The sequence below is a fragment of the Herbaspirillum sp. LeCh32-8 genome (genome assembly GCF_017814915.1).
Lineage (GTDB): Bacteria > Pseudomonadota > Gammaproteobacteria > Burkholderiales > Burkholderiaceae_D > Herbaspirillum.
Genome location: NZ_JAGIPZ010000008.1, coordinates 137,336 through 163,008 on the forward strand (window position 1 = coordinate 137,336; position 25,673 = coordinate 163,008).

Genomic DNA, 25,673 nt, shown 5'->3' on the forward strand with positions numbered 1-25,673 from the left:
GCGTGTCGGCGGCAGCCGGTTCCCGGTTGGCGCCGAACGTTCAGGCGCGCTCTCGCGCCGCCCCGGCCGCGCCCTGCAATGCAGCGCCGGCGCGGATATACTACCCGATCCCGCCGCGGTCTTCCGGGCCGCACCGGCAGCCGGCTGCCGACAACAACAAGGAGAGAATTCCATGCAGTATCGCCAACTCGGCCGCACCGACGCCAAGGTCAGCCTGATCACTCTGGGCACCATGACCTGGGGCGAGCAAAACACCGAGGCCGACGCGCATTCCCAACTCGACTATGCAGTCGAACGCGGCATCAACCTGATCGACGCCGCCGAGATGTATCCGGTGCCGCCGCGCCCCGAGACCCAGGGCCTGACCGAGCGCTACCTCGGCACCTGGCTGAAGAAGTCCGGCAAGCGCGGCAACCTGCTGGTCGCCACCAAATGCACCGGCCCGGCACGCAAGCCGCACAACCCGCGCCATGTGCGCGGCGGCATCAACAATCTCGACCGCAAGGGCCTGACCGATGCGCTCAACGGCAGCCTGGAGCGCCTGCAGCAGGACTACGTGGACCTGTACCAGCTGCACTGGCCGGACCGCAGCGTGAACAGCTTCGGCGACCTCGGCTACCAGCACGTGGCCGACGAAACCACCGTACCCATCGATGAAACGCTGAAGGTGCTCTCAGAGTTCGTGAAGGCCGGCAAGATCCGCTACATCGGCCTGTCCAACGAAACCTCATGGGGCGTGGCGCAGTTCCTGCGCGCGGCCGAGCAGCACGGACTGGAACGCGTGGTCTCGATCCAGAATCCGTACAGCCTGCTCAACCGCACCTTCGAGGTCAACCTGGCCGAGTTCGCCCAGCGCGAACAGGTTGGCCTGCTGGCCTACTCGCCGCTGGCCTTCGGCATGTTGAGCGGCAAATACCTGAACGGCGCGCGCCCGGAAGGCGGCCGCCTGACGCTGTTCGAACGCTTCAAGCGCTACACCAATCCGCAGGCAGAGCACGCCACCGCGCAGTATGTGGCGCTGGCCAGGCAGCACGGCCTGGATCCGGCGCAGATGGCGCTGGCCTGGGTCAACAGCCGCCCCTTCGTGACCGCTAACATCATCGGCGCCACCACGCTGGAACAGCTGCGCAGCAATATCGACAGCGTGAACGTGAAGCTCTCCGAGGAAGTGCTCGCCGGCATCGAGGCGATCCACAAGAGCCAGCCCAATCCTGCACCCTGATTGAGGGAGCGGCATCGGCGGCCGTATCGGCGGCTCAAACAAAAACCGGCCCTCGGGCCGGTTTTTTTATGGGCGCGCAAAAAGGCTTCAGTCGCCTGCGCTCTCGGTTGCGACGGCGGCCTGCGCCTCCTCCTTGCGCGCGCCGTAGCGCTGCGCCAGCACCGCGCAGACCATCAGCTGCAGCTGGTGGAACAGCATCACCGGTAGCAGCACCATGCCGATGGCGCCGCTGGAGAACAGCACCTTGGCCATCGGCACACCCGAGGCCAGGCTCTTTTTGGAGCCGCAGAACACGATGGTGATCTCGTCCTCCTTGTTGAAGCCGAGCCGGCGACTGCCCCAGGTGGTGATGAACATGATCAGTGCCAGCAGCACGGCGTTGATCACCAGCACCGACACCAGCATGCTGACCGGCACCTGGCTCCACAGCCCCTGCACCACCGCTTCGCTGAAGGCGACGTAGACCACCAGCAGGATGGAGCTCTGGTCGACGAACTTGAGCCAGGACTTGTTGCGTTCGATCCAGCGGCCGATCCAGGGTCGCGCGACCTGACCGGCCACGAAGGGCAGCAACAGCTGGTAGACGATCTTCAGGATGGAGTCCAGCGAGGCGTGTCCCTCGCCGCCATGCGCCACCACCAGCACGCCCACCAGCAAGGGCGTGAGGAAGATGCCCAGCAGGTTGGAGGCCGAGGCCGCGCAAATCGCCGCCGGCACGTTGCCGCGCGCCACCGAGGTAAAGGCAATCGAGGATTGGACGGTGGACGGCAGCACGCACAGGAACAGCAGGCCGAGATACAGCTCGGGCGTGATGAACTGGGTGAGCACCGGCTTCAACGCCAGGCCGATCAGCGGGAACACGGCGAAGGTACACAGCAGCACGGTGACGTGCAGCTTCCAGTGCGTGAAGCCGGCCACCACCGCCTCGCGCGAGAGCTTGGCGCCGTGCATGAAGAACAGCAGGCCGATCATGAAGGTGGTGAGCCCGTCGAAGGCGACGGCCACGTCGCCGGTACAGGGCAATACGGAAGCTGTCGCCACCACGGCGATCAGCAGCAAGGTCATGTTGTCGGGAAGGAAGCGCGGACGTGCCATGGCGTTGTCTTTTTTAAGGTCGGTCTTGATGTGATGAAGATCGGGCGCGGCCGGGCCGCTCCGAAAAACCGACATTCTACGTGACTCGCGCCCACGCTGCGGCAGTTCTGCACCGCCGCCGGTTTGGCCTGCGCGGCCGGTCAAACCTTCTTGACGAACTCGGTCTTCAAGCCCATGGAGCCGAAGCCGTCGATCTTGCAGTCGATGTCGTGGTCGCCGTCGACCAGGCGGATATTCTTGACCTTGGTGCCGATCTTGACCACACCGCCGCCGCCCTTGAGCTTGAGGTCCTTGATCACGGTGACGGTGTCGCCGTCCTGCAGCACATTGCCGGCAGCGTCGCGCCAGACGCGCGCTTCCTCGGCGGCGGGCGCCTGCGCGGCGGTCCATTCGTGCGCGCACTCGGGGCAGACGAACATGCCGGCGTCCTCATAGGTGAATTCGGACCGGCATTGGGGGCAAGAAGGCAAGGCGCTCATGGGTAATCCTGACAATGGAGAAAGTGGAGGAGAAAAAAGCAGCGGATTGTACCGGCCGCCATCGCGTCCGACCATGATCCTGCGCAGGCCCGGCAAGAAAAAACGGCAGGCTTCCTGCGAAAACCTGCCGTTTGGATATCGGTTCCACCCGCCTTACCAGAGCCAGAACATCAGCAGCCAGGCGTAGTTGACCAGCGCCAGGCCACCGATCACCGGCAGCACCGTGATCAGGCGCAGCGCCCACGATCCGGTGTGGCGCGCGATCACTTTCCAGCCCAGCCACAGGCTCCACAGCGTCATTACCGACAACAGCGCGGCACGCACATCGTTGGCCCAGTACACCGGCCAGTGCTCGGCGCGCAGCAGGCTGATGGTGGTGGCCGAGAGGCCGACGAAGACGCCGCAACCGGCCAGCGGAATCAGCGCCTGCACCAGGTGATTGAAGCGGCTCCACTCCCACTTGCCCAGCAGGCGTGTGGCCAGCGCGAACATCAGCGCCACGCCGGTGCCAAGTACCAAACCGGTGGTCATGATGTAGCCGACCACCATGGCGCCGTCCAGCCAGGTGAAGACATCGCTCTGCTGCGGGTAATTGGTCAACAGCCACCACGGCGCCTGAGTGCCGAAGGGCCACATGATGTCGCGATCGATCAGCCAGGTGGCGATCTCCTGCTTGACGGCGATGAACCAGGGGCTAACGGTCCAGTGGAAGGCGCCGATGGCAATGCCCAGCAGACCATACAGCACCAGCACGCTTTCCCACAGGTTGTTCTGGGTTTTGCCGAACTTGACCACTTCCACCGCCGGCGGGCGGAAGGTCAATGCAATGGCGTCGCGATGGCCGGCGCAGCGGCCGCACATATGGCAGTCGGACGCGCCCTTCATGTTGCGCAGGGGCACGAGAGGCGCGCAGTTGACCGGGATGATCTTGTGTTCGGAATGGTAGGAGACGCGCCAGGCGTCTTCGTTGACCTTGTAGTGCAGCGGCGCCAGCTTGGCCAGCAGGCCGAACACGCCATTGACCGGGCACAGGTACTTGCACCAGACGCGCTTGTCGCGACCGTACAGGTAGCCGACGATCATGGCGCCGACGGTAGAGCCGCCCAGCACCAGCAGCACCGCCTTGGGATACTGATAGACGCTGACCATCTGGCCGTACACCGTGGTGAGGGCGAAGGCCACGAACGGCCAGCCGCCCCAGCGCATCCACTTGGGAATGGCACGGCCGCGTCCATGCTTGCTGGCGAACTCGGTGAGCGCACCTTCCGGGCACAGCACACCGCACCACACGCGCCCCATCAGCACCATGCTGACCAGGACGAAAGGCCACCAGATGCCCCAGAAGGCAAACTGGGCGATCAGCGTGATATTGGACCAGAGGTGGGCGGTTTCGTCGGGCAGCGGCAGGAACACCGGCACCAGGATCAGGAAGGCGTAAACCGCCACCACGATCCACTGCAATGCGCGGATGGATGCGCCGTTGCGACGCATCCAGTCGCCCGTACGCGAGAGCAGGGTCGGCGATTGCGTACTGGTATTCATCACTCGGGCTGGCTCAGACTGCTTCTTGCCTCTTCAGCTGAGGCTTCGGCTTACGATAAAGCGCCGAGCATACCACAACCCAATACACCGCATAGACGATCACCGACAGCAACGCCGGACGCGCGCGGTAACCGGTCAGCGTGGAGATCAGGCTGCCCAGCGTGGAGGAGTCATCCAGCAGGCCCGAGGTGTCCCACACCGGCGCGGTCAGGGTCATGGTCCAGTCGGCGGAGGCCAGCGCGTCGGAGCTTTCCAGCAGCACGTCGAACAGCTTTTCGACGCCGGTCACCAGCAGACCGGCGGCCAGCAGCAGCAGGATCACTTCGGTAACCTGGAAGAAACGGCGCCAGGAGAAGATCTTGCCGCCCAGCTGCAGGATGTAGAAAGTCAGGAAGGCCAGGCCGAACCCGATCACCCCGGCCAGGATCAGCGAACCGGTGCTGGCGTCCTGCTGGCCCAACCCGATGCCGTACAGGAACACGGCGGTCTCGCTGCCCTCGCGCGCGATGGCCAGCGCCACCAGCACGAACACGCCCCACCAGCTACCGCTGTCCACGCTGGCCTGCATGGAGCTTTCCATGTCTTTCTTGAGCGTACGCCCATGCTTGCGCATCCAGAACACCATCTGCACGATCAGCACGGCGGCAATCAACACGATGGCTATCTGGAAGTAGGTCTGGGCGTCGCCCGACAGCAATTCCGAGAAGCCCAGCAGTGCAGCGCCCAGTGCAGCAGCCAGCAGCACGCCGGCGACCACGCCGCTCCACAGGTAAGGCAAGCCGCGTCGTGCGCTGGCATCGCCGTTTTTCAGCCAGGCGTACAGAATCCCGACCACCAGAAGCGCCTCGACGCTCTCGCGCCAGACGATGAACATGACCTGTCCCATTGAAGTCCTTCCCTTGCAAAGCTTGTTTGATTCAAACCATCCGGCCCGCCTCAAGCGGCGCCGGGCGACGCTTGTGCTCCTCGCGTCCCGCGCATCGGCGTGTGCCGCCTCTTGTGTGCTGCCGCATCCGGGCGCGATCCGGTGCGGCATCAGCATCCTCCGTTAGGGCCATCGGTATGCGCCCCGGTGCAGTCACCCGCTTATTTGGCGACGATCACACCTTGTGGCATGTTCAGGTGAAAGTCGTCGAAGAACTTGTACTCGCCCGGACGCAGCGGAGCGATCACCACGAAGGACTGGGCGCCGGGCGCCAGCACCTTTTCCTTGCGCAGCTCGATACTCTCGAACTCGGCGGCGGACTTGCCGATGTTGTGGATCTCGATCTTGATGCGCTGGCCGGACGGCACTTCGATGCGCGGCGGGATCAGCTTGCCGTCCTGCATTTCCAGCTTGAAGGTCGCCAGCTCGGCGGCCGAGGCCAGCGAAGCGCCCGCCAGCAGCGCTGCTGCCAGCGTCAGTCGCACCAATCGTGCTTTGGGTAAGAACATGGACTCTCCGGTACTCAGAAAAAGGAAACCGGCTGCGCTGAAGAAGAGGCTCCAGCCAGCCGGCGTTCACACTGCGTGATCAGGCGATGCCAGCGCATGGGGAGACACGGCCTCCTCACGCCGGCAGGCGGATCAGTAACCGCCCTTCTTGCCGATGCCGGCGAAGGTGAAGTCGTAGGTCAGCTCGAAGGTCTTGAACCACGGGCCCACACCGGTTTCCTTGTCGACGTGACGGCCGAAGTGCGCGTGCTCGTTGGCTTGCGGCGAGGAGATGGTCAGCTTCAGCTTGTACTTGCCCGGGCCTTCCAGCTTGACGTTGTCGCCGTAGTGCGGACCGTCGTTGGCCACCATCGGCATCATGTCGCCCTTGATGGTCTTGGTCGAACCGGCCTTGGTCAGTTCGTATTTGATGACCAGGTAAGGCATCCAGTCGCCTTCGGCGAAACCGTTGGGGTTCTTGGCCACGGCGCGGATGTCGGCTTCCAGGTGGATGTCGGACTTCGCGGCGTCGAGCATCATGCCTTCCGGTTCCATCTTCACAGGCTGCAGATAGACGGCGTTGACTTCGAAGCCGTTCTGGATCTGCGGCTTGCCGATCGGGTATTCGGCAGCCATGGCGACACCGGCGGTGCATGCCATCAATGCTGCTGCGACGGCGAGTTTTTTGATACCAATCATCTTTGAGTTCTCCTGGTCGATCAAATGATAATGATTAGCATTAAGTGTAACATCATTTGATACCCTGGGCACACCCTTGGCGCGGATTGGGACCTACTATGAAAAAAGCTCCCTGCGGGGAGCTTTTTTCGAGCCGAGGAAAGAAAAAAATCAGAACTCTTCCAGATCCATTTCCAGTTTCTTCACGTTGCCTCCATCAGCCGCAATGCGCGCGGTCTTGGGGGTGACGTCCACTGCCTTGCGCGTCACCGGAGCAGCGACGACCTTGGCCGGCGCCGGCAGGCGGCCTTCCAGCTTGAACACGCTGACCACCTGCTCCAGCGTCTCGGCCTGTTGCTGCAGCGCTGCCGCGGCGGCGGCCGCCTCTTCCACCAGCGCGGCGTTCTGCTGAGTGGTCTGGTCCATCTGCGAAATGGCCTGATTGACCTGCGAGATACCCGAGCTCTGCTCCTGGCTGGCGTCGGAAATGTCGCCCACGATCTGGGTCACGCGCGCCACGCTGTCGACGATCTCGGCCATGGTGGTGCCGGCCTGCTCGACCAGCTTGCTGCCGGTGCCGACCTTGTCCACCGAGTCGTCGATCAGCGACTTGATTTCCTTGGCGGCGGCGGCCGAACGCTGTGCCAGCGAACGCACCTCGGAGGCCACCACGGCAAAGCCGCGACCCTGCTCGCCGGCGCGCGCCGCTTCCACCGCCGCATTGAGCGCGAGGATGTTGGTCTGGAAGGCGATACCGTCGATCACCGCGATGATATCGACGATCTTGCGCGACGAGTCATTGATCGAGTTCATGGTGTCGACCACCTGGCGCACCACGTCGCCGCCTTGCGAAGCGATGTTGGATGCCGATTGCGCCAGCTTGTTGGCTTCACGCGCGTTCTCGCTGTTTTGCTGCACCACCGAGGTCAGTTGCTCCAAGCTCGAGGCGCTTTCTTCCAGCGCCGCGGCCTGCTGCTCGGTACGCGCCGACAAGTCGGCGTTGCCGGCGGCGATCTGGCGCGCGGCCACGCTCACCGAGTCGGTCGAGCTGCGGGTGGTGGTCACCACCTCGACGATACGCGCCTGCAGCTTGTTGAAAGCAGCTGCGGTGCGACCGACTTCATCCATGCGTTCCACCGGCACCGGACGCGACAGGTCCAGGGTCTGGCTGACGTGCTCGAAGTTCTGCTGCATCTTGCCCAGGCTGCGGCTGACGTTGCGCAGCACCTGCATGCCCAGCAAGCCGGTCAGCAGCACCGCCACCACGATCACGGCGATCATGGTGCGGAAAGCGAAGACATAAGCCTCGTCGCTCTCGGCCTTGATGGCGTCGATCATCTTGCGATAGATCAGGATGTGGTCGTCAAAGCCCTTCTTGGCGGCGCCGGCCGAGATCGCCAGCGGCGTACCGGCTTGCAGCGTGGCGCGCACGCCGTCCATATCGTTGGCGTAGGCAGCCGCGAAGAACGGCACCAGCGCCTTGCGATAGGCTTCGATATTGGCCTTGTCGGCCTGGATCAAGGCGCGGTCCTTGTCGTCGAAGACCAGGTTGCGCTCATAGTTGGCGAACTCGTCGTCCAGCGACTTGTTGGCGGCGTCCACCGCCTTTTGCAGGCCGCTCTTGTCGGACAGATTGGCGAACACCGACAGGCGGTAACCGGCCAGGCGCGAGTCGGCCAGGTAGCCCTTCAACAGGTTCAGGCTGTCCATGCCGGGGATGATGCGGTTCTGAATCAACTCTAGGCGCTGTTGCGAGCGTTGCAACTGCCAAAGGCCGTCGGCGCCGACAAACAACAGCGCTAGCAGGGCCGTCGATAAGGTGATGATCAGGCGCTTGGTGATCGTCATGATGTAAAAGTCCACGAAAATATGTTGATTGAATCCCGGGTCGCCCCGGAGCCGTCTTGTTGTCCCTCTACCGTGATGCCTGCGGCCCCTCGATGGATATTATTGTTGCCTTGATCGGCTGATGGATGTCTTGCGTAGCCCGCGAAACCGCCTCCGGCTGCGCTTATGCGGCCAGCGGCGCTTGCTTCGGTGACACGCCCAGCGCATCGCCATGCGTGCGACAGAACTCGATGCCGGCGCGATAGCCGACGTCGAACAGCAGCTGCATGTTGGAGGATGACCAGTCCAGCACCTGCGGCCAGTGCTGCTCGGGAACGTCCTTCATCAGGTCGACCTTGAGCATCTGGCGCCGCTGCTTGCCGGTGGCTGGATTGGTGTTGTGTTCAAGCTCGAACAGGCGCTGCTCGGCCTTGGAAATCTTGACCAGCGGCGTGATGATGGAGCGCACCCAAGCGTCGTACAGGTTGCGCGGCTTGCGGATCAGGCGGTCTTCGCCCAGGATGTCGAGCACCACCAGCGTGTCGACGTCAGCCTCACGCGCGGGAGCGCCGTCGTCGCCCGGGATGAAGGGGTCGAAGTTAAGCGTGTCGAGCGCGGCGCCCTCGATGAAGTTTTCGCCGTCGATCTCGGTAGGCGCGTACAGGAACGGGAACGACAGCGAGGCGCGCACATGGGCCGCGGTGATCTGGTCCTTGTTCCATATCTGCATCTGGTGACGGTCGATGTTGTAGGCGTTGATGTAGAACTCGGGGCGCATCTTCGCGACAGCGTCGAAGTCGATCGACTGCTCCAGGAACGGCAGATGCGCGCACAGGCCCAGGCTGCCGGAATTGAGATCGGACGGCGACAGCGCCGACATCATCAGATGCATCCAGTCGTTCCACTTGGCCGAGGCCTCGGCGAAATGATGAGTGAAGATGTCGGCGAACGGATTCACGCCCAGCGTGGGCAGCTTACTCATCTGCGCCATCATCGACTCGCGGAAATTCTCGGCCTGCGCGCCGGGCTTGTTGAAGACTTTGTAGTTGACCGGGAACAGCTTGTAGATGCTGTCGGCCACGCCCACCTCGGCCCAGCGCATGAGCGCCTCGCGCGGCGAGACGTCGCGCGGCGCGGTGTAGAGCAGCCCCATCAGCACGCCGGCGCCCGAAGCCGAGATGACGTCGAACTCGATTCCCTCAGCGAGGAATGCGGCCAGTGCGCCTGCGATCAGCGTCGAATTCGGCGCGCCGCCCCCGATAACCAGGGCCTTTTTCCCCTGGCCTTCTGTTTTTCCCATGTGTACCCCCTGTAGGCGCGCTTAGCGATGCTTTCCCTGGCATCGTCATACATGACTGCGTGCGCAGAACTTACTCTGCTACGTAACTATTGCGTGCGCTGAAAATATAGCCGCAAAGCAATTCAGGAATATGAAATACGGCGATTTAGTTCTCGCATATCAGGCATTCAGAAATTTAATGAGAGTGGCGGGACATGCCCTACAGAAGAAAGCGAACGATCGTTCAGCGGTAAGACCAGCTTGGTGTAATTTTTCTGTAAGGTAAATACGTTATCCGGAAGAAATTAAATTGGACTATGTCTTCGCGATTGCACTTGAAAATGGCGTGCATAATCTGCAATAGATTTCTTTAATTCTCTGTGTCACACTTGATTGACTCGCCAGAGACATTGTCCAAAAACATCAGCAGCCGCCCTCATAACATCCGCAATGACTCGCCCCAGCATATTGATGATCGACCCCAGCCCTGAGTCGGTTGAGTTGGCGCGTTTCTCCGTCTGGCGCAGCAAGCTTGAATGCTCCTTCGGCTGGTTCGAGGACGCCGAGCAGGCGGCCGAATCGCTGTTCACCCCAGATGCGGCCGACCGGCCCGAGTCACTGCCCTTCCTGATCATGCTGGAGTCGCACCTGCCGCGCATGGACGCGCTGGATTTCCTGCGGCAGCTGCGCAGCCATCCGCACACGCAAGACCTGCCGGTGGTGATGTTTTCCTCTTCCAACGACGAGCCCGAAGTCGCCCAGGCCTACGCCGCCGGCGCCAATGGCTACGCGCTGAAACCAGTGGATGCGCGCGAGTTCATGAAAGCGGTGGTCGACACCGCCGCCCACTGGCTGCAAGTGCGCCAAGGCGCACAATAAACTCTCCTTCTCCTTCCTCACGGCAACATCGTTGCCACAGCCTACCGGGAAAATCCTGATTTTCTCTTCTACCGCATTTCCTTAAACTTTCTTCAACATTGTCAATTCGAGAATTGCGTTGTGCCATGCGCGCCACTAGCGTGGCTGCGCTTCGATAGTTCTTGAATTCGATTGCTTTATTTGCAATATTCATTGCAGTGCCGGAGCAGCAAGGCTGGCCGGGTAATCACACAAGGAGAAGGAAAATGAAGTGGTTCTATGATCTCAAGATCTCCAAAAAACTGATCGCAACCTTCCTCGTGGTGGTCGCCATGGTGGCGGCTCTGGGCGCCTTCTCCATCCGACAGCTGGACAAGGTGAACGCGGCCTCGACCGAAATCTCCACCAACTGGCTGCCCAGCATCCGCACGCTCTCGACCCTCCAGCTGACACTGGCGCGCATCCGTAGCTTCGAGATGCAACACATCCTGGCCAAGGACGCCAAGGAGTACGAAGAAATCGAGCAAGGCTCGAAGAAGCAGATCGACACCCTGAAGAAGCAGCAGGCGATGTACGTGACGCAAATTTCGGAGCCCGAGGAAAAAACGCTGTACCCGGAAGTCGAAAAGCTGATCAGCAGTTTCCTCGCCGAGCATGACAAGATCCTCGCCATTTCGCGCCAAGGCAAGGATGAGGAAGCACGTTCCCTGCAACGCGGCGAAGCCACCCGCGCCTACCGCGCGCTGCTGCAGAATCTGGACAAGCTCATTGAAGTCAACGACAAGGGCGCCGACGCCTCCAACACCTTGGCCGATGCCATCTACGCGCAATCCCGCCTGTGGATCCTGGGCACGCTGATCGTCTGTATCGCGCTGGCCATGACGCTGGCCGTCTGGGTCTCGCGCCTGATCGCCCGCCCGCTGGAGCAAGCCGTGTCGGTGGCCCAGCGCGTAGCCGGCGGCGACCTGACCGCCGACATCCAGCCTTCCGGCAAGGATGAGGCCGGCCAGCTGCTGGCGGCCCTGAAGAGCATGAACGACAGCCTGCTCAATATCGTCTCCGAAGTACGCCAGGGCACCAGCACCATCACCACCGCCTCGACCGAGATCGCCAGCGGCAACCTCGACCTCTCCTCGCGTACCGAGCAGCAGGCCAGCTCGCTGGAAGAAACCGCCTCGGCGATGGAAGAGCTGACCTCCACCGTCAAGCAGAACGCCGACAATGCCCGCCAGGCCAACCAGCTGGCCGTGTCAGCTTCGGAAGTGGCGGTCGCCGGCGGCGACGTAGTCAACAAGGTGGTCAACACCATGGGCTCGATCAACGCGTCCTCGCGTAAGATTGCCGACATCATCACCGTGATCGACGGGATTGCCTTCCAGACCAACATCCTGGCACTGAACGCGGCGGTGGAAGCGGCGCGTGCCGGCGAACAAGGCCGCGGCTTCGCAGTGGTCGCCTCGGAAGTGCGTTCGCTGGCGCAGCGCTCGGCCTCCGCCGCCAAGGAAATCAAGGAATTGATCGAGGGTTCGGTGGCGCAGGTGGACGTAGGCAGCAAGCTGGTGGAAGAAGCCGGCAGCACCATGGTCGAAGTGGTCAACAGCGTGCGCCGCGTGACCGACATCGTGGCCGAGATCAGCTCAGCCAGCCAGGAGCAGAGCCAGGGCATCGAGCAGGTGAACATCGCCATCTCGCAGATGGATGAAGTGACCCAGCAAAACGCCGCGCTGGTGGAAGAAGCCGCGGCGGCCGCCCAGTCGCTGCAGGAGCAGGCCGAAAAACTGACCGGCACCGTCAGCGTCTTCAAGCTGGAGCGCACCGCCATGACCCAAGCTTCGCACGCTCCACACACCGCCGCACCGCGCCCTGCTGCACCCACAACCGCGACTGCCAAGACCTTCGCCGCACGTCCGGCGCCGTCGACCCCGCCGCGCAAGCGCCCGGCCGACATCACGCCGAAGAAGCCGGAAATCCCCGCCAAGCCAGCCTCGGGATCCAAGCTGCCCGGCGGCACCGACGACGACGGCGGATCGTGGGAGCAGTTCTAAGCCTCCCTGCTTTTTCGCAGCATGAACAACAGGCCGCTTGCGGCCTGTTTTCTTTGCGCGCGCAACAAGCACCGCGGCACTCAACTGCGGGGAAATGAAGGAACGGGGCAAAGAGAAGAAAAGCGGAGGCAGAAAAGACAAAAGGGCCCATCTTGCGATGGACCCTTTATATCTGGTGCGGCTGGCAGGAATCGAACCCACGACCCCTTGGTTCGTAGCCAAGTACTCTATCCAGCTGAGCTACAGCCGCGAAAAATGAAATTATAGCAGCGAGTTTTCTACAATGGAAGCCCCTTCGTAAAATTTCTCGCATGGCATCAAAAACAGCGCCTGCCTGCCCGCTTGGCGCCGATTAAATCTATTGCGGCCGCCTGATGACCTGACCGCCGGTGGCGGATATGATGGGCCTTTTCCATTTGCCGCCACGCCCGACATGCCCCAGGATCCCCTCTCCGGCGAACATGACCAGGAAGCCTTGTCCCTCGCCGAACAAATCCGCGAGCAGGAACGCGCCCGCATCGCGCGCGACCTGCACGACGAACTCGGCGCCCACCTCACCGGCATCAAGATGGCGCTGGGACAGCTGCGCGAAAGCCTGGCCCAGGCAGGCGGAATGGAGCGGCCGCGCGAGCAGGCGCAATACGCAGAGCAATTGATCGACGAAGCCGGCGACGCCATGCACGGCATCATCGACGACCTGTGCCCGCCCATCGTCGAATTCGGCCTGGCCGAGGCGCTGCAATGGCAAAGCCGCATGTTCACCCGGCAGACCGGCGTCGTCTGCCGCCAGCGCTGCGCCGAAGGCGTCGACGAGCTGGGCGAGTTCGAAGTGATCACGCTGTTTCGCATCGTGCGGGAAGCGCTCAACAACGTCGCCAAGTACGCGCAAGCCGACAACGTCAGCATCACGGTCGAACGCACCGATACCCTCTTCACGCTGCGCATCGAGGACGACGGCCACGGCTTCGATCCCGCCTCTGCTGCCGGCCGGGGCCACGGCCTGGGCAACATGCGACGCCGCGCGCAGGCCCTGAACGCGCACCTGCAACTGGACAGCGCAACAGGTAAAGGCACTGTAATCAGGGTTGACATGCCTGTCGCGCGCTGAGCGAACGCTATAGAATATCGGCTCGCAATAGAGAGGAAACAAGCAGTCCGCCCATGAGCAAGAAAGCCCCCGCCGCCATCAAGGTCCTGATCGCCGACGATCACGCCATCGTGCGTGAAGGCCTGCGCCAGATCTGCTCCGGCACCAAGGACATCGTCGTGGCCGGCAACGCCGCCAACGGGCTGGAGGCCATCAAGCTGGCGCGCGTGGGCAATGGCGACGTCATGCTGTTGGACATCGTGCTGCCCGACCGCAGCGGCATCGAGATCCTCAAGCAGATCCGCAAGGAGCAACCGCAGCTGCCGGTGCTGATCCTCTCCATCCACCGCGAAGACCAGTACGCGATCCGCGCGCTCAAGGCCGGCGCGGCCGGCTTCCTGAACAAGCAGGTAGCACCGTCGGAAATGCTGGCGGCGATCCGCCAGGCGGCTTCGGGACGCAAATACATCAGCCCCTCGCTGGCGCAGGAACTGGCCAACCAGATCGGTTTCGACCACGACACCCCGCTGCACGAGACCCTCTCCGACCGCGAATACCAGACCATGGTCCTGATCGCCTCCGGCAAGACCGTCAGCGACATCGCCGCCGAGCTGCTGCTGTCGGTCAAGACCATCAGCATGTATCGCTCGCGGGTGCTGGCCAAGATGAAGATGCGCCACAACGCGGAGCTGACCCATTACGCGCTGAAGAACAACCTGGTCGAATAAGCTCCCGCGCCACCTCATCCCCTCCTCCAGAACGCCCTATTCACGGGCTTTTCCGTCTCTGTTCCCGGTTTAAAAAGCGCTCACGCGAAACACGCTTGACGTAAAATGATCCGACATTTTCGCGCCGTTCCAGGACGGCCCGATCAGGCTGCGCCGCACCGGGGAAATGCGGCCGGCGGCACGGATGCAGCGCGCCTGGCCGCGCCTCCTGCCGGTACAGAACACCCCGTGTCGCATCGATACGAACAAGCCAATCAATATTGTCAGCCGGCATGTCCAAGAAACCGTCCACGCTCACTCCCGTCGAAATCGCCCGCGAGGCTTTCCAGCGGCTCGGCATGCGCCGCATCGCGCCGACGCCTGAGGCCTATCGCATCGCCTATGAGGAAATCCAGGACGGCGACGGCCCACCCGGGCTGAGCACGGAGGCGCTGCTGGCCAACCTGGCCAACAAGCTGGCCAAGCAACCGGGCGAAAACGGCCTGCTCGGCACGCGCCTGGTGCGCGCCCAGGAGAACGGCGACTGGCTGGAATACGAACGCATGCTCAACCAGTTCGCCGACGAGCACTGGCAGAATCGCCCGGCGGTGCCGCACGGCGAGCTGGTGCCGATGGACCTGGAGCGGCAATTCATCCGCGACAGCAAGAAGGAAAAAATGCTGCGCGAGGTGCTGGCGCGCATCCTGGTGTTCAACCTGCCTTCGCTGCTGGAAAACGCACCGGAGCTGGCCAACGAATCGCGCTCCAGCGGCCAGGACATGAAGATGGCCTTTTCCGAGCAGGCCATGAACGAGGTCACCGCGCGCGTGAAGCAACTGAGCTTCCAGATCGAACTGAAAACCGACGACATGGCGCAGCAGCAGGAGCTGCTGATGCGCCTGTTCCAGTTGCTGCTGGAAAACATCAACGGCCTGCTGGAACAGGGCTCCTGGCTGTCCAGCCAGATCGAGACGGTGCAGAGCCTGATCACCGGCCCGATCAGCCAGACCTCGCTGGCCGACGCCACCAAGAACCTGAAGGAAGTGATCTACAAGCAGGGCCTGCTGAAGAACACGCTGTCCGAAGAAAAGGTGGTGGTCAAGAACATGATGCTGACCTTCGTCGACAGGCTCTCGGCGATGGTCTCCACCACCGACAATTACCAGAAGACCATCAGCGGCTTCTCCCAGCAGATCAGCCAGGCCGGCAACATCAGCGACCTGAACTCGGTTCTGAACGAGATCATGCGCGAGACCCAGACCGCGCAGGAAGAAGCCACCCGCTCGCGCGACGCCATGGAAGGCGCGCGCCAGGAAGTGGAGAAGGCCGAGGCGCGCATCCACGCGCTGGAAAACCAGCTGGTGCAAATGGGCGAACTGGTGCGCGAAGACCAACTGACCGGCAGCCTGAACCGCCGCGGCATGGACGAATCGCTGGACCGCGAAATCACCAACGCCGAGCGGCGCGAGACGCCGCTGTGCATCGCCCTGCTCGATCTGGACGACTTCAAACGCATCAACGACACCCACGGCCACGCGACCGGCGACGAAGTGCTGATCCACATGGTCAAGGTGATCAAGGAAACGCTGCGCAAGCTGGATGTGATCGCGCGCTTCGGCGGCGAGGAGTTCCTGGTGCTGATGCCGGAAACCCAACCGGAAGATGCGGTGCAGATCATCACCCGCGTGCAGCGCGAGCTGACCAAACGCATCTTCATGCATGAGAGCCAGCGCCTGCTGATCACCTTCAGCGCCGGCGTGGCGGTGCATTACAAGGGAGAGGGCCAGGCCGATCTGGTCAAGCGCGCCGACGTAGCCCTGTACAAGGCCAAGAACGCCGGCAAGAACCGCATCGTGTTTGCCGACCCGCCGGCGCCTGGAGCACTACTGCCGGCCCCCGACGCCTGAACCCGGGCGCGGCGCGAGCCGATCTCCGCTGATCAGGCCGGGATGCTGTCCCGGCCTCGTTTTTCCGATCGCCGCCAGCTGCGCCAACCGGCCGCCGCCATCACCACGAACAAGGCGTACAACAGCGCTGTCAGCGTCAGATGCTTGTACACATACAGGCCGACGTAGAGCACGTCCACCGCGATCCAGACCAGCCAGTTTTCGATCTTCTTGCGCGACAGCAGGAACTGCCCCACCAGGCTCCCCGCCGTCAGGAAGCCGTCCATGTGCGGCACATCGGTGTCCGTGTAGCGGCGCAGGAACCAGGACAGCACCAGGAAACCCAGCCCCCATGCCGCGGCCATCCGCATCCAGCCCGAGCGGTCAAGATACGACACCTGCAGCGGCCGGTGCTGCTCGCCGCCGCGCAGCCACTGATACCAGCCCCAGACCGATACCGCCACGAACACGAATTGCAGGCCGGCGTCGCCGTACAGGCGCGCATCGGCAAAGACCGCCGCATACAGCAGCGAGGCCAGGATGGAAAACAGCCAGGCCCAGTGGTTCTGGCGGATATTGAGCCAGACGGTGAGCATCGACAGCAGGAAGGACACCAGCTCCAGCGGCGTGGTGGACAGGCCGAACAGCGACAGCGGCGTATCGATGGACATTCGGCTGGGTTCTATGAGGAAAGTGGAAACTGCGGAAAGAAAACTGCGGCGTTAGCGATGGCCTGGTCGGCGTCGGCAGCCGCCTGCTCCCGATGACGGACTAACGCGCCGGCTTGGCTGGCGTCGCAGATGCCCCGCCCGGCGCCACGGCAGGCACGGAGACACTATTGGGCTGGCCGGAACCAGGCATGAAGGGATTCGGATTGGGCGACGAGAACGGCTTGCCGGAGGCGGCATCGATCACCTGAACGAACACTTCGTTCTGCTTGATCATGCCCAGCTCGAAACGCGCACGCTCTTCCACCGCGCCCTTGCTTTGCTTCAGGTCGTCGACTTCCGAAGCCAGCTTGGCGTTGCGCTCCTTGAGTTCATCGTTCTTCTTGCGCGCCTGCTGGACCTGACGGTCGAGCTCCCAGACCTTGAACCAGCCGCCCTTGCCAAGCCAAAGCGGATACTGAATCAGTACCAGCAGGAGGGTCAGACACAGGATGATCAGGCGCATAGCCGGGAGCTCTCAGTGCGGCGCATGCATCGGGTGAGGAGCACGCGCCGCTCGCTTCTTACTTCAGGTTGTAGAACGCCGAACGGCCCGGGTAGGTGGCGATGTCGCCCAGGTCTTCTTCGATACGCAGCAGCTGGTTGTACTTGGCCATGCGGTCCGAACGGGACATGGAACCGGTCTTGATCTGCAGCGCGTTCATGCCCACGGCGATGTCGGCGATGGTCGAGTCTTCGGTTTCGCCCGAGCGGTGCGAGATCACGGCGGTGTAGCCGGCGCGCTTGGCCATTTCGATGGCGGCGAAGGTCTCGGTCAGGGTGCCGATCTGGTTGATCTTGATCAGGATCGAGTTGGCGATGCCCTTGTCGATGCCTTCCTTCAGGATCTTGGTGTTGGTGACGAACAGGTCGTCGCCCACCAGCTGCACCTTCTTGCCCAGGGTTTCGGTCAGTAGCTTCCAGCCAGCCCAGTCGTTCTCGGCCATGCCGTCTTCGATACTGATGATCGGGTACTTGTCGCACCACGATGCCAGCAGGCCGGTCTTTTGGGCCGGGGTCAGCACCATGTTTTCGCCGGCCAAGTGGTAGTTGCCGTCCTTGTAGTACTCGGAAGCGGCGCAATCCAGGCCCAGCGCGATCTGGGTGCCCGGCTCGTAGCCGGCCTTCTCGATGGCTTCGATAATCAGCTTGATCGCTTCTTCGTGGCTGGAGACGTTGGGGGCGAAGCCGCCTTCGTCGCCGACGGAAGTGGCCAGGCCGCGGTCGTGCAGGATCTTCTTCAGGGTGTGGAACACCTCGGCGCCGTAGCGCAGGGCTTCACGGAAGCTCGGTGCGCCCACCGGGATGATCATGAATTCCTGGATGTCCAGATTGTTGTCGGCGTGCGCGCCGCCGTTGATGACGTTCATCATCGGCACCGGCATCTGCATCGAGCCGCTGCCGCCGAAGTAGCGGTACAGGGGCAGGCCCGACTCTTCAGCGGCGGCCTTGGCCACGGCCATCGACACCGCCAGCATGGCGTTGGCGCCCAGGCGGCTCTTGTTCTCGGTGCCGTCCAGGTCGATCAGGGTGCGATCCAGGAAGGCTTGCTCATTGGCGTCCAGGCCCATGATGGCTTCCGAGATTTCGGTATTGATGTTTTCGCAGGCTTGCAGCACGCCCTTGCCGAAGTAACGGCTCTTGTCGCCGTCGCGCAGCTCGATTGCTTCGCGCGAACCGGTGGAGGCGCCCGACGGCACGGCGGCGCGGCCCAGCACGCCGGACTCCAGCAGCACGTCGCATTCCACGGTGGGATTGCCTCGCGAGTCGATCACTTCGCGGCCGATAATATCAACGATTGCACTCATTCCAGATCTCCATCGAGGTTTTAAAAATTGTTGGCGGACGCGGGGCATTCGGCCCGGCGACGGAGAGCGCATTGCTGCACCCTCTCATAATCAAACGGCCGCCGGGCGGCAGCCGTTTGATGTGCGATCAGGAAAAATTGTTTTCCAGGAAGCCTGCTTTCTTCACGATGCGGTCGAGGTCGATCATCGTGCCCAGCAAATCCTTCATGCGCGCCAGCGGCACGGCATTGGGACCATCCGACTTGGCTTCGGCCGGATTCGGGTGGGTTTCCATGAACACGCCGGACACGCCGGTGGCGATCGCGGCGCGCGCCAGCACCGGCACGAATTCGCGCTGGCCGCCCGAAGACGTGCCCTGGCCGCCCGGCAGCTGCACCGAGTGAGTGGCGTCAAACACCACGGGCGCGCCGGTTTCGCGCATGATGGCCAGGCTGCGCATGTCCGATACCAGGTTGTTGTAACCGAAGGACACACCGCGCTCGCAGGCCATGAACTGGTCGGTCGGCAGGCCGGCTTCCTTGGCGGCGGCACGGGCCTTGTCGATCACGTTGACCATGTCGTGCGGCGCCAGGAACTGACCCTTCTTGATGTTGACCGGCTTGCCCGACTGCGCGCAGGCGCGGATGAAGTCGGTCTGGCGGCACAGGAAGGCCGGGGTCTGCAGCACGTCCACCACGGCGGCGACGGGCTTGATCTCGTCGATCTCGTGGATGTCGGTCAGGACCGGCACGCCGATTTCCTTTTTGACCTTGGCCAGGATCTCCAGGCCCTTCTCCATGCCCAGCCCGCGGAACGACGATCCCGAAGAGCGGTTGGCCTTGTCGAAGGACGACTTGTAGATGAACGGAATGCCCAGTTCGCCGGTGATTTCCTTCAGGGTGCCGGCAGTGTCCAGCGCCATCTGCTCCGACTCGATGACACAGGTGCCGGCGATCAGGAAGAACGGCTGGTCGAGGCCGACCTCAAAATCGCAGAGTTTCATGCTTTGCCCTTTGCGACTGCGTCGTGATGGGCCAACGCGGCACGGATGTACGAAATGAACAGCGGGTGGCCGTCACGCGGGGTCGACTTGAACTCCGGGTGATACTGCACGCCGATGTAGAACGGGTGAGCGTTCTCGCCGGCGCGCGGCAGTTCCATGATTTCGCACAGGTCTTCGGACGGCGTACGCGCCGACACGACCATGCCGGCCTCTTCCACGCGGCCGAGATAGAAGTTGTTTGCTTCGTAACGATGGCGGTGACGCTCGGTCACGCTATCCCCATAAATTTCTGCTGCCAGCGTACCCGGCTTGACGGCACAGGTCTGCGCACCCAGGCGCATGGTGCCGCCCAGGTCGGAGTTGGCATCGCGGCGCTCGACCTTGCCGTCGTGGTTCTGCCACTCGTCGATCAGCGCCACCACCGGCTGCTCGGTATCCGGATCGAACTCGGTCGAGTTGGCCTTGGCCAGGCCGGCCTTGTTGCGCGCATACTCCAGCAGCGCCACTTGCATGCCCAGGCAGATGCCGAGGTAAGGCACCTGGTTTTCGCGGGCATAACGGGCGGCGGCGATCTTGCCTTCCACACCGCGCTTGCCGAAGCCGCCCGGCACCAGGATGGCGTCGTACTTGGCCAGGCTGTCGGTGCCGTTGGCTTCGATCTCTTCCGAGTCCAGGTATTCGATGTTCACGCGGCTGCCGGTATGGATGCCGGCGTGGCGCAGCGCTTCGGTCAGCGACTTGTAGGACTCGGTCAGGTCGACATACTTGCCGACCATGCCGATGGTCACTTCGTGCGACGGGTTGTTTTGCGCGTCGATCAGCTTGTCCCACATCGACAGGTCGGCCGCCTTCGGCGACAGGCCCAGTTTTTCGCAGATGATGGTATCCAAACCCTGGTCGTGCAGCATCTGCGGAATCTTATAGATGCTATCTGCGTCCCACACCGAAATCACGGCGTCGGCCGGCACGTTGGAGAACAGCGAGATCTTGTCGCGTTCGTCGTCGGGAATACGGCGGTCGGCGCGGCACAGCAGCGCGTCCGGCAAGATGCCGATTTCGCGCAGCTTTTGCACGCTGTGCTGGGTCGGCTTGGTCTTCAGTTCGCCGGCCGATGCCAGGAACGGCACCAGGGTCAGGTGGACGAAGGCGGTGGCGTTGCGGCCCGAGCGCAGGCTCAACTGACGGGCGGCTTCCAGGAACGGCAGCGACTCGATGTCGCCGACGGTGCCGCCGATTTCCACCAGGGCAACTTCGAAGCCTTCGGCGCCGCGATGGATGAATTCCTGAATTTCATTGGTGATGTGCGGGATCACCTGCACGGTCTTGCCGAGGTATTCGCCACGGCGCTCCTTGCGGATCACCGATTCATAAACCTGGCCGGTGGTGAAGTTGTTCACCTTCTTCATCTTCGCGGAGATGAAGCGCTCATAGTGGCCCAGGTCGAGGTCGGTCTCGGCGCCGTCGTCGGTCACGAACACTTCGCCGTGCTGCAGCGGGCTCATGGTGCCGGGGTCGACGTTGATATAGGGATCGAGCTTGAGGAGGGTGACTTTGAGGCCGCGCGATTCGAGGATGGCAGCCAGGGATGCGGCGGCAATCCCCTTACCCAGGGAAGACACGACGCCGCCAGTGACAAATACAAACTTGGTCATTACAGATGAGTGCCGGACGGCACATGCGGGAAATTCAAATTATACCCCAAAAGCGCTCGTATTTTTAATCCCCGCGATCGATAAGTGTCTCGCCCCGGTGAAACTTGCACGGAAAAAACACGAACCGCAGCGGGGCTCCCCGTCTTGACCGGGCGCGGTCGGCTTAGTTCTGCGGCGCCCGCTCCCTGAGCAGGCCGGCGATCATCTCGCAGGTGGCGTCGGCCGCCGCTCCCGGCGCTTCCATCGGGAACAAGTGGCCGCCCGGGATCTGGCGAAAATGCCGGCCGACCAGGCGCCGGGTCGCCCCCAGGCCGGCCATGCGGCACTCGACCGAGTCGACCCCGCCGACAAAGCCGATGGGCACCGGGTACGGCTGGCGGGCCAGGTTGCCAAGATGGTGCGGAATGGTGCGGTAGACCGCCGTCTCGGCCTCGCGCGTGAAGCGCAAGCGCACCCCGCCCCCGTCCTGCGGCTCGATGCCGTGCTCGACGTAGTCGCGCAGCACGCGCTGCGGCCAGGCGGCGAACATGGCCTTGGCGGCGTAATGCTGGTAAGCGGCCTCCATGTCCGGCCAGGCGTTGCGCCGCTTGACCGAGGCCACCGCCGGCGAGCGCTTGCTCTCGTAGCCAAGCAACTTGGTCAGGCGCAGCGCCTGCGCGCGCCAGCCCGCCACCACCGGGGAATCCAGCAACACCACGCAGCGCGCCAGATCCGGTCGCTTGCGCGCCGCCATCAGCGACAAGATGCCGCCCAGCGAGTGCCCCACCAGGATCACCGGCTCGCGGTAGCTTTGCTCCAGCTCGGCGATGAGCTCCTGGGTCAGCTGCCGCCAGCCGTCATCGACCGGGTAGCGCGGGTTATGGGCATGCATGGCCAACGCGCGCACGTCATAGCGGCGGCGCAGTTGTTCAAAGAACATGCCGTAGGTGCCCGCCGGGTAACTGTTGGCATGGGCAAAATGCAGGATGGGCAGGCTGGACGAACTCATGGAATGCAAGGCAGGAAAGGCTGTGGCGGCAGCATAGCAAAACGGCGGCAGCCGCGAGCGTGCTATTTTCCCGGATCGCGAAATGCGCTCAAAAAATGGGCGTTCAGCGGCCGTACCAGTAGCGCGGATGCTCCTGGCGGTAGGTCTCCACGGCCAGCTGGTCGCCCAGACTCATGACGATGGCGCCGGCGGCGTCGGTGCGCAGGCGGCGGATGCCCAGCCGCTGGTAGCGTTCGTAGACTTCTGGCTTGGGATGGTTGAAGCGGTTGCGATAGCCGACCTGGAAGATCGCCAGCTCCGGATGCACCGCCCGCAGGAAAGGCTCGGTGGACGAAGTGCCGCTGCCGTGATGCGGCGCCAGCAGCACGGTGGACGGCAGCTGCTCGGCCGCCGCGCTGTTGAGCAACTGCTTCTCCTGCATCGCCTCGACGTCGCCGGCCAGCAGGATGGACTGGCGCCCGATCTGCACCTTCAGCACGCAGCTGCGGGCATTGGGCTTCCACTTGTCGCTCGCGTAGATCTCCGGCGTGGGATGCAGCATGGTGAAGCCGATGCCGTCCCAGTTCCAGGACTGCCCGGCCTCGCAGCGCGTATGCGCAGGCGCGCCGCGCAGGATGGGACTGCTCTCCGCCAGGGAAGAATAGACGCTATCGACCCGCATGCCGTGGAACAGCGACTGCGCGCCGCCGGAATGGTCGTTATCGTTGTGCGAGATCACCACCCGGTCCAGATGGTCGATGCCCCGCGCGCGCAGGTAAGGCAGGATCACCCGGCTGGCGCCGTCGGACTGCGACGAATAATACGGACCGGTGTCGTACAGCAGACGGTGGGTGGGCGTCTCCACCAGCAGCGCCATGCCCTGCCCGACATCAAAGGCGGTCACCCGCATGCTGCCGTCGGTGGGCGCGGTGGGCGCATTGAGGATCAGCGGCAACCAGCCGAACAGGCCCAGCCAACGCGCCGGCCATCCGCGCGGCGCCAGCACCAGCATGGTGCCGCCCAGCGCCAGCAGGAACATCCACCAGCTCGGCAACGGCGTCTGCCACACCGCGAACGGCATGGCGTTGAGCCATTGCAGGAAATCGGCCAGCCAGACCAGCAAGGCATGCGGCACCTGCAATGCATATTGGGCAAGGAAGGCCGGCATCAGGCTGCCCAAGAGCGCCAGCGGCGTGATCAGCAGGCCCACCAGCGGGATCGCCACGGCGTTGGCCAGGGGGCTCACCAGCGAGTACTGGCCGAACAGCAGCATGGTCAGCGGCACCAGTCCCAGCGTGATGATGTATTGCGCCCGCGCGCCCTCCTTCAAGGCCTGCCATAGCTTCTCCCACCATTGCTTGCGGGAAGCCGCCTCCATCGCGTATCTGGGTTGCATGCGCCCCACCGTGCCGTACATGAGCAAGCCGACGGCGCCGAACGACAGCCAGAAGCCCGGCCATAGCAGCGACCACGGGTCGAGCAGCAGCACCAGCCCGAGCGCCAGGCACAGCACCACCGACACGCGCACCAGCCGCCCCCGCCAGAAGGCGATGCCGACCACGATCAGCATATACAGGGTGCGCTGGGCCGGCACGCCGAAGCCGGCCAGCAGCACATAGAACAATGCCGTCAGCATGCCCACCGCGATGGCCACCTTCTGCGCCGGCATGCGCAGCGGCAGCTGGGCCCCGGTGAAGAAGGAGCGCCGCCACAGCCAGCTCGCCAACCCGCCGCACAAGGCCGCCAGCATGGTGATGTGCAGGCCGGAGATGGCCACCAGGTGGCCGATGCCGGTGCGATTGAAGATGGTCCAGTCGGATTGGCTGATGCCGCGCTGGTCGCCCATCACCAGCGCCGCGATCACCGGCGCATAGGGCTCGCCCGACAACGCCGTCAGGATGCGGTCGCGCAGCCAGCCGCGCAGGTATTCAACCGCGTGCGAAGGCGTCCACACGAATTCATCGATGCGCCGGTTGGTGGCGCTTGCAGGCGCATTGGCCGGCGCCGGCGCGCCCACCACGTAGCCGGTGGCGCGCACATCGTCCTGCAGCAACCAGACCTCATAGTCGAAGCCGTCCGGATTGGCATTGCCGTGCGGGCGCTTCAGGCGTACCGTCAGCTTCCAGCGCGCGCCGGGCTCCACGCTGGGCAAAATCTCGCGCGCAGGCGCCGCCTGCTCGCCATCCTCCACCGGCGCCTGCATCCGACGATTGCTGTACCAGCCCAGCAGGATGCGCGGCGGCACCGGCGGTATCACCGCGCCCTGCATTACCACCTGCTCGACATCAAAACGAAAACGCAGTCCCTGCGCGGTGTGATCGGGCAGGTCGGCCACCGTGCCGATCACGGTCACGTCCCTGCCCTCCCAGGCCGCCGGCAGCTCCTGCTCCAGGAAGTAGTGCGCGAAAGAAGCCGCCCACAGGAAGCCCAGCCACGCCCCACAGGTCACCAGCAGCGGCACGCGCAGGAAGGGTTGCCAGAACTTCCAGGCGGTGAACCCCAGCAGCGCGGCCAGCACCAGGCCGGCGGCGTACCATTCCAGCCCGGGCAGATGCCCCTGCATCTGCAGCAACCCGATGCCGATGGCAAAGCCGATGATCAGGCTGCGCATCAGAGCGTCAACCCGGAAGACGCCAGCCGCGGCAATGCCGCCAGGGCGTTGGCGGTGGTGGCGGCGGCAATCTCGTCCACCGGCATGTTGCGCAGTTCGGCCAGCACCTCGCCGATGCGCGGGATCTGGTCCGGGGTATTGGCATCCGGATGGCGCCAGGCCGGCGAGATATCGGGCGCATCGGTCTCCAGCACGAGGGAAGACAGCGGCAGCTCGGCCGCCAGGCGACGTATCTGCAGCGAACGCGGGAAGGTCATGGCGCCGCCGAAGCCCAGGTGCAGGCCCAGCTCGATGAAGGTCTGCGCCTGCTGGAAGCTGCCGTTGAAGGCGTGGGCGATGCCGCCGGGCACGCGGATGCGGCGCAGGTGCTTCAGGATGATGTCTTGCGAACGGCGCACATGCAGCAGCACCGGCAGTTCAAAGTCGCGCGCCAGCTTCAGCTGCTCGGCGAAGAAGAATTCCTGCTTCTCGCGCAGCGGCGGCTCTTTCAGCGCCGGCACGAAGAAGTCCAGGCCGATCTCGCCGATGCCGACGAACAAGGGGTCGTGCAGCGCCGCCTCGATAGCGCTGCACAGAGCATCAAGGTCGGATTCTTTCGCGGTCGGGACGTACAGCGGATGGATGCCCAGCGCGTAGACGCCGTTGCCCACTTCGCGCGCCAGTTGCGCCACCGTGCCGAAATTCACCCGCGCGATGGCCGGGATCACAATGGCGCGCACGCCGGCTTGCGCCGCGCCGTCGGCGACGGAGGCTGAGTGGCCGCCGAATTCCCCGGCGTCGAGATGGCAGTGCGTGTCAACCCACATGTGCTTGCTGGTAAGTCGTGAT

The 25,673-nt window shown here is 63.5% G+C and carries 22 protein-coding genes and 1 tRNA gene; 6 read left to right on the forward strand and 17 right to left on the reverse strand.

Translation table 11 applies throughout. The features are described from left to right. Nucleotides 1–172: 172 nt before the first annotated feature. Nucleotides 173–1,222: an NADP(H)-dependent aldo-keto reductase gene (locus tag J8I26_RS15335; protein WP_209607975.1), complete on the forward strand. Its 1,050-nt coding sequence runs from the start codon at nucleotides 173–175 to the stop codon at nucleotides 1,220–1,222. Between the two features lie 87 nt (nucleotides 1,223–1,309). Here the strand turns inward: J8I26_RS15335 and J8I26_RS15340 are convergent, their stop codons facing one another. The 8 genes from J8I26_RS15340 to J8I26_RS15375 form a co-directional block, all read right to left on the reverse strand. Beyond that, entirely contained in the window at nucleotides 1,310–2,317 is a 1,008-nt protein-coding gene (locus tag J8I26_RS15340; protein WP_209607976.1) for a bile acid:sodium symporter family protein, read from the reverse strand. A 140-nt stretch (nucleotides 2,318–2,457) separates the two neighbouring features. Then, nucleotides 2,458–2,796 (reverse strand): zinc ribbon domain-containing protein YjdM, encoded by a 339-nt coding sequence (locus J8I26_RS15345; RefSeq protein ID WP_209607977.1) that lies wholly within the window; start codon nucleotides 2,794–2,796, stop codon nucleotides 2,458–2,460. 153 nt (nucleotides 2,797–2,949) lie between these two features. After that, nucleotides 2,950–4,287 (reverse strand): 4Fe-4S binding protein, encoded by a 1,338-nt coding sequence (locus J8I26_RS15350; RefSeq protein WP_209608050.1) that lies wholly within the window; start codon nucleotides 4,285–4,287, stop codon nucleotides 2,950–2,952. A gap of 64 nt (nucleotides 4,288–4,351) precedes the next feature. Then, nucleotides 4,352–5,224, reverse strand: a complete 873-nt coding sequence (locus J8I26_RS15355; protein WP_209607978.1) for an FTR1 family protein — start codon at nucleotides 5,222–5,224, stop codon at nucleotides 4,352–4,354. A 200-nt stretch (nucleotides 5,225–5,424) separates the two neighbouring features. Next, on the reverse strand, nucleotides 5,425–5,772 hold the full coding sequence (locus J8I26_RS15360; protein WP_209607979.1) for a cupredoxin domain-containing protein: 348 nt from the start codon (nucleotides 5,770–5,772) through the stop codon (nucleotides 5,425–5,427). Between the two features lie 132 nt (nucleotides 5,773–5,904). Further along, a complete protein-coding gene (locus J8I26_RS15365) occupies nucleotides 5,905–6,450 on the reverse strand; it encodes an iron transporter (RefSeq protein ID WP_209607980.1) in 546 nt (181 codons plus the stop codon). A gap of 150 nt (nucleotides 6,451–6,600) precedes the next feature. Further along, complete coding sequence (locus J8I26_RS15370; RefSeq protein WP_209607981.1) at nucleotides 6,601–8,277, reverse strand: methyl-accepting chemotaxis protein; 1,677 nt, start codon at nucleotides 8,275–8,277, stop codon at nucleotides 6,601–6,603. A gap of 163 nt (nucleotides 8,278–8,440) precedes the next feature. Next, a complete protein-coding gene (locus J8I26_RS15375) occupies nucleotides 8,441–9,556 on the reverse strand; it encodes a patatin-like phospholipase family protein (RefSeq protein WP_209607982.1) in 1,116 nt (371 codons plus the stop codon). A 450-nt stretch (nucleotides 9,557–10,006) separates the two neighbouring features. Between J8I26_RS15375 and J8I26_RS15380 the strand changes: the two genes are divergently transcribed. Both J8I26_RS15380 and J8I26_RS15385 read left to right on the forward strand, forming a co-directional pair. Next, a complete protein-coding gene (locus J8I26_RS15380; protein WP_245200345.1) occupies nucleotides 10,007–10,414 on the forward strand; it encodes a response regulator in 408 nt (135 codons plus the stop codon). A 245-nt stretch (nucleotides 10,415–10,659) separates the two neighbouring features. Continuing rightward, entirely contained in the window at nucleotides 10,660–12,438 is a 1,779-nt protein-coding gene (locus tag J8I26_RS15385) for a methyl-accepting chemotaxis protein (protein WP_209607984.1), read from the forward strand. 173 nt (nucleotides 12,439–12,611) lie between these two features. Here J8I26_RS15385 and J8I26_RS15390 read toward each other — a convergent pair. Continuing rightward, nucleotides 12,612–12,688 (reverse strand) — tRNA-Arg (locus tag J8I26_RS15390). Between the two features lie 183 nt (nucleotides 12,689–12,871). Between J8I26_RS15390 and J8I26_RS15395 the strand changes: the two genes are divergently transcribed. From J8I26_RS15395 to J8I26_RS15405, 3 genes are all read left to right on the forward strand, one after another. Continuing rightward, nucleotides 12,872–13,546, forward strand: a complete 675-nt coding sequence (locus J8I26_RS15395; RefSeq protein ID WP_209607985.1) for a sensor histidine kinase — start codon at nucleotides 12,872–12,874, stop codon at nucleotides 13,544–13,546. 53 nt (nucleotides 13,547–13,599) lie between these two features. After that, nucleotides 13,600–14,253, forward strand: coding sequence for a response regulator transcription factor (locus J8I26_RS15400; RefSeq protein WP_209607986.1), 654 nt, complete (start codon nucleotides 13,600–13,602; stop codon nucleotides 14,251–14,253). 272 nt (nucleotides 14,254–14,525) lie between these two features. Continuing rightward, nucleotides 14,526–16,139 (forward strand): GGDEF domain-containing protein, encoded by a 1,614-nt coding sequence (locus J8I26_RS15405; protein ID WP_209607987.1) that lies wholly within the window; start codon nucleotides 14,526–14,528, stop codon nucleotides 16,137–16,139. A gap of 32 nt (nucleotides 16,140–16,171) precedes the next feature. On the opposite strand, the gene pnuC is transcribed toward J8I26_RS15405, so the two are convergent. From pnuC to J8I26_RS15445, 8 genes are all read right to left on the reverse strand, one after another. Continuing rightward, entirely contained in the window at nucleotides 16,172–16,789 is a 618-nt protein-coding gene (pnuC, locus tag J8I26_RS15410) for a nicotinamide riboside transporter PnuC (protein ID WP_209607988.1), read from the reverse strand. Between the two features lie 100 nt (nucleotides 16,790–16,889). Beyond that, entirely contained in the window at nucleotides 16,890–17,291 is a 402-nt protein-coding gene (gene ftsB / locus J8I26_RS15415; RefSeq protein WP_209607989.1) for a cell division protein FtsB, read from the reverse strand. 58 nt (nucleotides 17,292–17,349) lie between these two features. Next, on the reverse strand, nucleotides 17,350–18,633 hold the full coding sequence (gene eno, locus J8I26_RS15420) for a phosphopyruvate hydratase (protein WP_209607990.1): 1,284 nt from the start codon (nucleotides 18,631–18,633) through the stop codon (nucleotides 17,350–17,352). 127 nt (nucleotides 18,634–18,760) lie between these two features. Beyond that, on the reverse strand, nucleotides 18,761–19,615 hold the full coding sequence (gene kdsA / locus J8I26_RS15425; RefSeq protein ID WP_209607991.1) for a 3-deoxy-8-phosphooctulonate synthase: 855 nt from the start codon (nucleotides 19,613–19,615) through the stop codon (nucleotides 18,761–18,763). Continuing rightward, nucleotides 19,612–21,267, reverse strand: a complete 1,656-nt coding sequence (locus tag J8I26_RS15430; RefSeq protein WP_209607992.1) for a CTP synthase — start codon at nucleotides 21,265–21,267, stop codon at nucleotides 19,612–19,614. Before J8I26_RS15430 ends, kdsA begins: the two co-directional genes overlap by 4 nt. Nucleotides 21,268–21,430: 163 nt before the next feature. Next, nucleotides 21,431–22,255: an alpha/beta hydrolase gene (locus J8I26_RS15435; protein WP_209607993.1), complete on the reverse strand. Its 825-nt coding sequence runs from the start codon at nucleotides 22,253–22,255 to the stop codon at nucleotides 21,431–21,433. Between the two features lie 103 nt (nucleotides 22,256–22,358). Continuing rightward, on the reverse strand, nucleotides 22,359–24,845 hold the full coding sequence (locus J8I26_RS15440; RefSeq protein WP_209607994.1) for a DNA internalization-related competence protein ComEC/Rec2: 2,487 nt from the start codon (nucleotides 24,843–24,845) through the stop codon (nucleotides 22,359–22,361). Beyond that, nucleotides 24,845–25,651, reverse strand: a complete 807-nt coding sequence (locus tag J8I26_RS15445; protein WP_209607995.1) for a TatD family hydrolase — start codon at nucleotides 25,649–25,651, stop codon at nucleotides 24,845–24,847. The genes J8I26_RS15440 and J8I26_RS15445 overlap by 1 nt, the downstream gene beginning before the upstream one ends. Nucleotides 25,652–25,673 lie beyond the last annotated feature (22 nt).

Bases quoted from the DNA above. Each gene is read 5' to 3' on its own strand.
- J8I26_RS15335 (WP_209607975.1), top strand. From the start codon at position 173: ATGCAGTATCGCCAACTCGGCCGCACCGACGCCAAGGTCAGCCTGATC.
- J8I26_RS15400 (WP_209607986.1), top strand. From the start codon at position 13,600: ATGAGCAAGAAAGCCCCCGCCGCCATCAAGGTCCTGATCGCCGACGAT.
- J8I26_RS15435 (WP_209607993.1), bottom strand. From the start codon at position 22,255: ATGAGTTCGTCCAGCCTGCCCATCCTGCATTTTGCCCATGCCAACAGT.
- J8I26_RS15395 (WP_209607985.1), top strand. From the start codon at position 12,872: ATGCCCCAGGATCCCCTCTCCGGCGAACATGACCAGGAAGCCTTGTCC.
- J8I26_RS15370 (WP_209607981.1), bottom strand. From the start codon at position 8,277: ATGACGATCACCAAGCGCCTGATCATCACCTTATCGACGGCCCTGCTA.
- J8I26_RS15380 (WP_245200345.1), top strand. From the start codon at position 10,007: ATGATCGACCCCAGCCCTGAGTCGGTTGAGTTGGCGCGTTTCTCCGTC.
- eno (WP_209607990.1), bottom strand. From the start codon at position 18,633: ATGAGTGCAATCGTTGATATTATCGGCCGCGAAGTGATCGACTCGCGA.
- J8I26_RS15375 (WP_209607982.1), bottom strand. From the start codon at position 9,556: ATGGGAAAAACAGAAGGCCAGGGGAAAAAGGCCCTGGTTATCGGGGGC.
- ftsB (WP_209607989.1), bottom strand. From the start codon at position 17,291: ATGCGCCTGATCATCCTGTGTCTGACCCTCCTGCTGGTACTGATTCAG.
- J8I26_RS15365 (WP_209607980.1), bottom strand. From the start codon at position 6,450: ATGATTGGTATCAAAAAACTCGCCGTCGCAGCAGCATTGATGGCATGC.
- J8I26_RS15345 (WP_209607977.1), bottom strand. From the start codon at position 2,796: ATGAGCGCCTTGCCTTCTTGCCCCCAATGCCGGTCCGAATTCACCTAT.
- J8I26_RS15430 (WP_209607992.1), bottom strand. From the start codon at position 21,267: ATGACCAAGTTTGTATTTGTCACTGGCGGCGTCGTGTCTTCCCTGGGT.
- J8I26_RS15355 (WP_209607978.1), bottom strand. From the start codon at position 5,224: ATGGGACAGGTCATGTTCATCGTCTGGCGCGAGAGCGTCGAGGCGCTT.
- pnuC (WP_209607988.1), bottom strand. From the start codon at position 16,789: ATGTCCATCGATACGCCGCTGTCGCTGTTCGGCCTGTCCACCACGCCG.
- J8I26_RS15440 (WP_209607994.1), bottom strand. From the start codon at position 24,845: ATGCGCAGCCTGATCATCGGCTTTGCCATCGGCATCGGGTTGCTGCAG.
- kdsA (WP_209607991.1), bottom strand. From the start codon at position 19,615: ATGAAACTCTGCGATTTTGAGGTCGGCCTCGACCAGCCGTTCTTCCTG.
- J8I26_RS15360 (WP_209607979.1), bottom strand. From the start codon at position 5,772: ATGTTCTTACCCAAAGCACGATTGGTGCGACTGACGCTGGCAGCAGCG.
- J8I26_RS15385 (WP_209607984.1), top strand. From the start codon at position 10,660: ATGAAGTGGTTCTATGATCTCAAGATCTCCAAAAAACTGATCGCAACC.
- J8I26_RS15405 (WP_209607987.1), top strand. From the start codon at position 14,526: ATGTCCAAGAAACCGTCCACGCTCACTCCCGTCGAAATCGCCCGCGAG.
- J8I26_RS15340 (WP_209607976.1), bottom strand. From the start codon at position 2,317: ATGGCACGTCCGCGCTTCCTTCCCGACAACATGACCTTGCTGCTGATC.
- J8I26_RS15445 (WP_209607995.1), bottom strand. From the start codon at position 25,651: ATGTGGGTTGACACGCACTGCCATCTCGACGCCGGGGAATTCGGCGGC.
- J8I26_RS15350 (WP_209608050.1), bottom strand. From the start codon at position 4,287: ATGCGTCGCAACGGCGCATCCATCCGCGCATTGCAGTGGATCGTGGTG.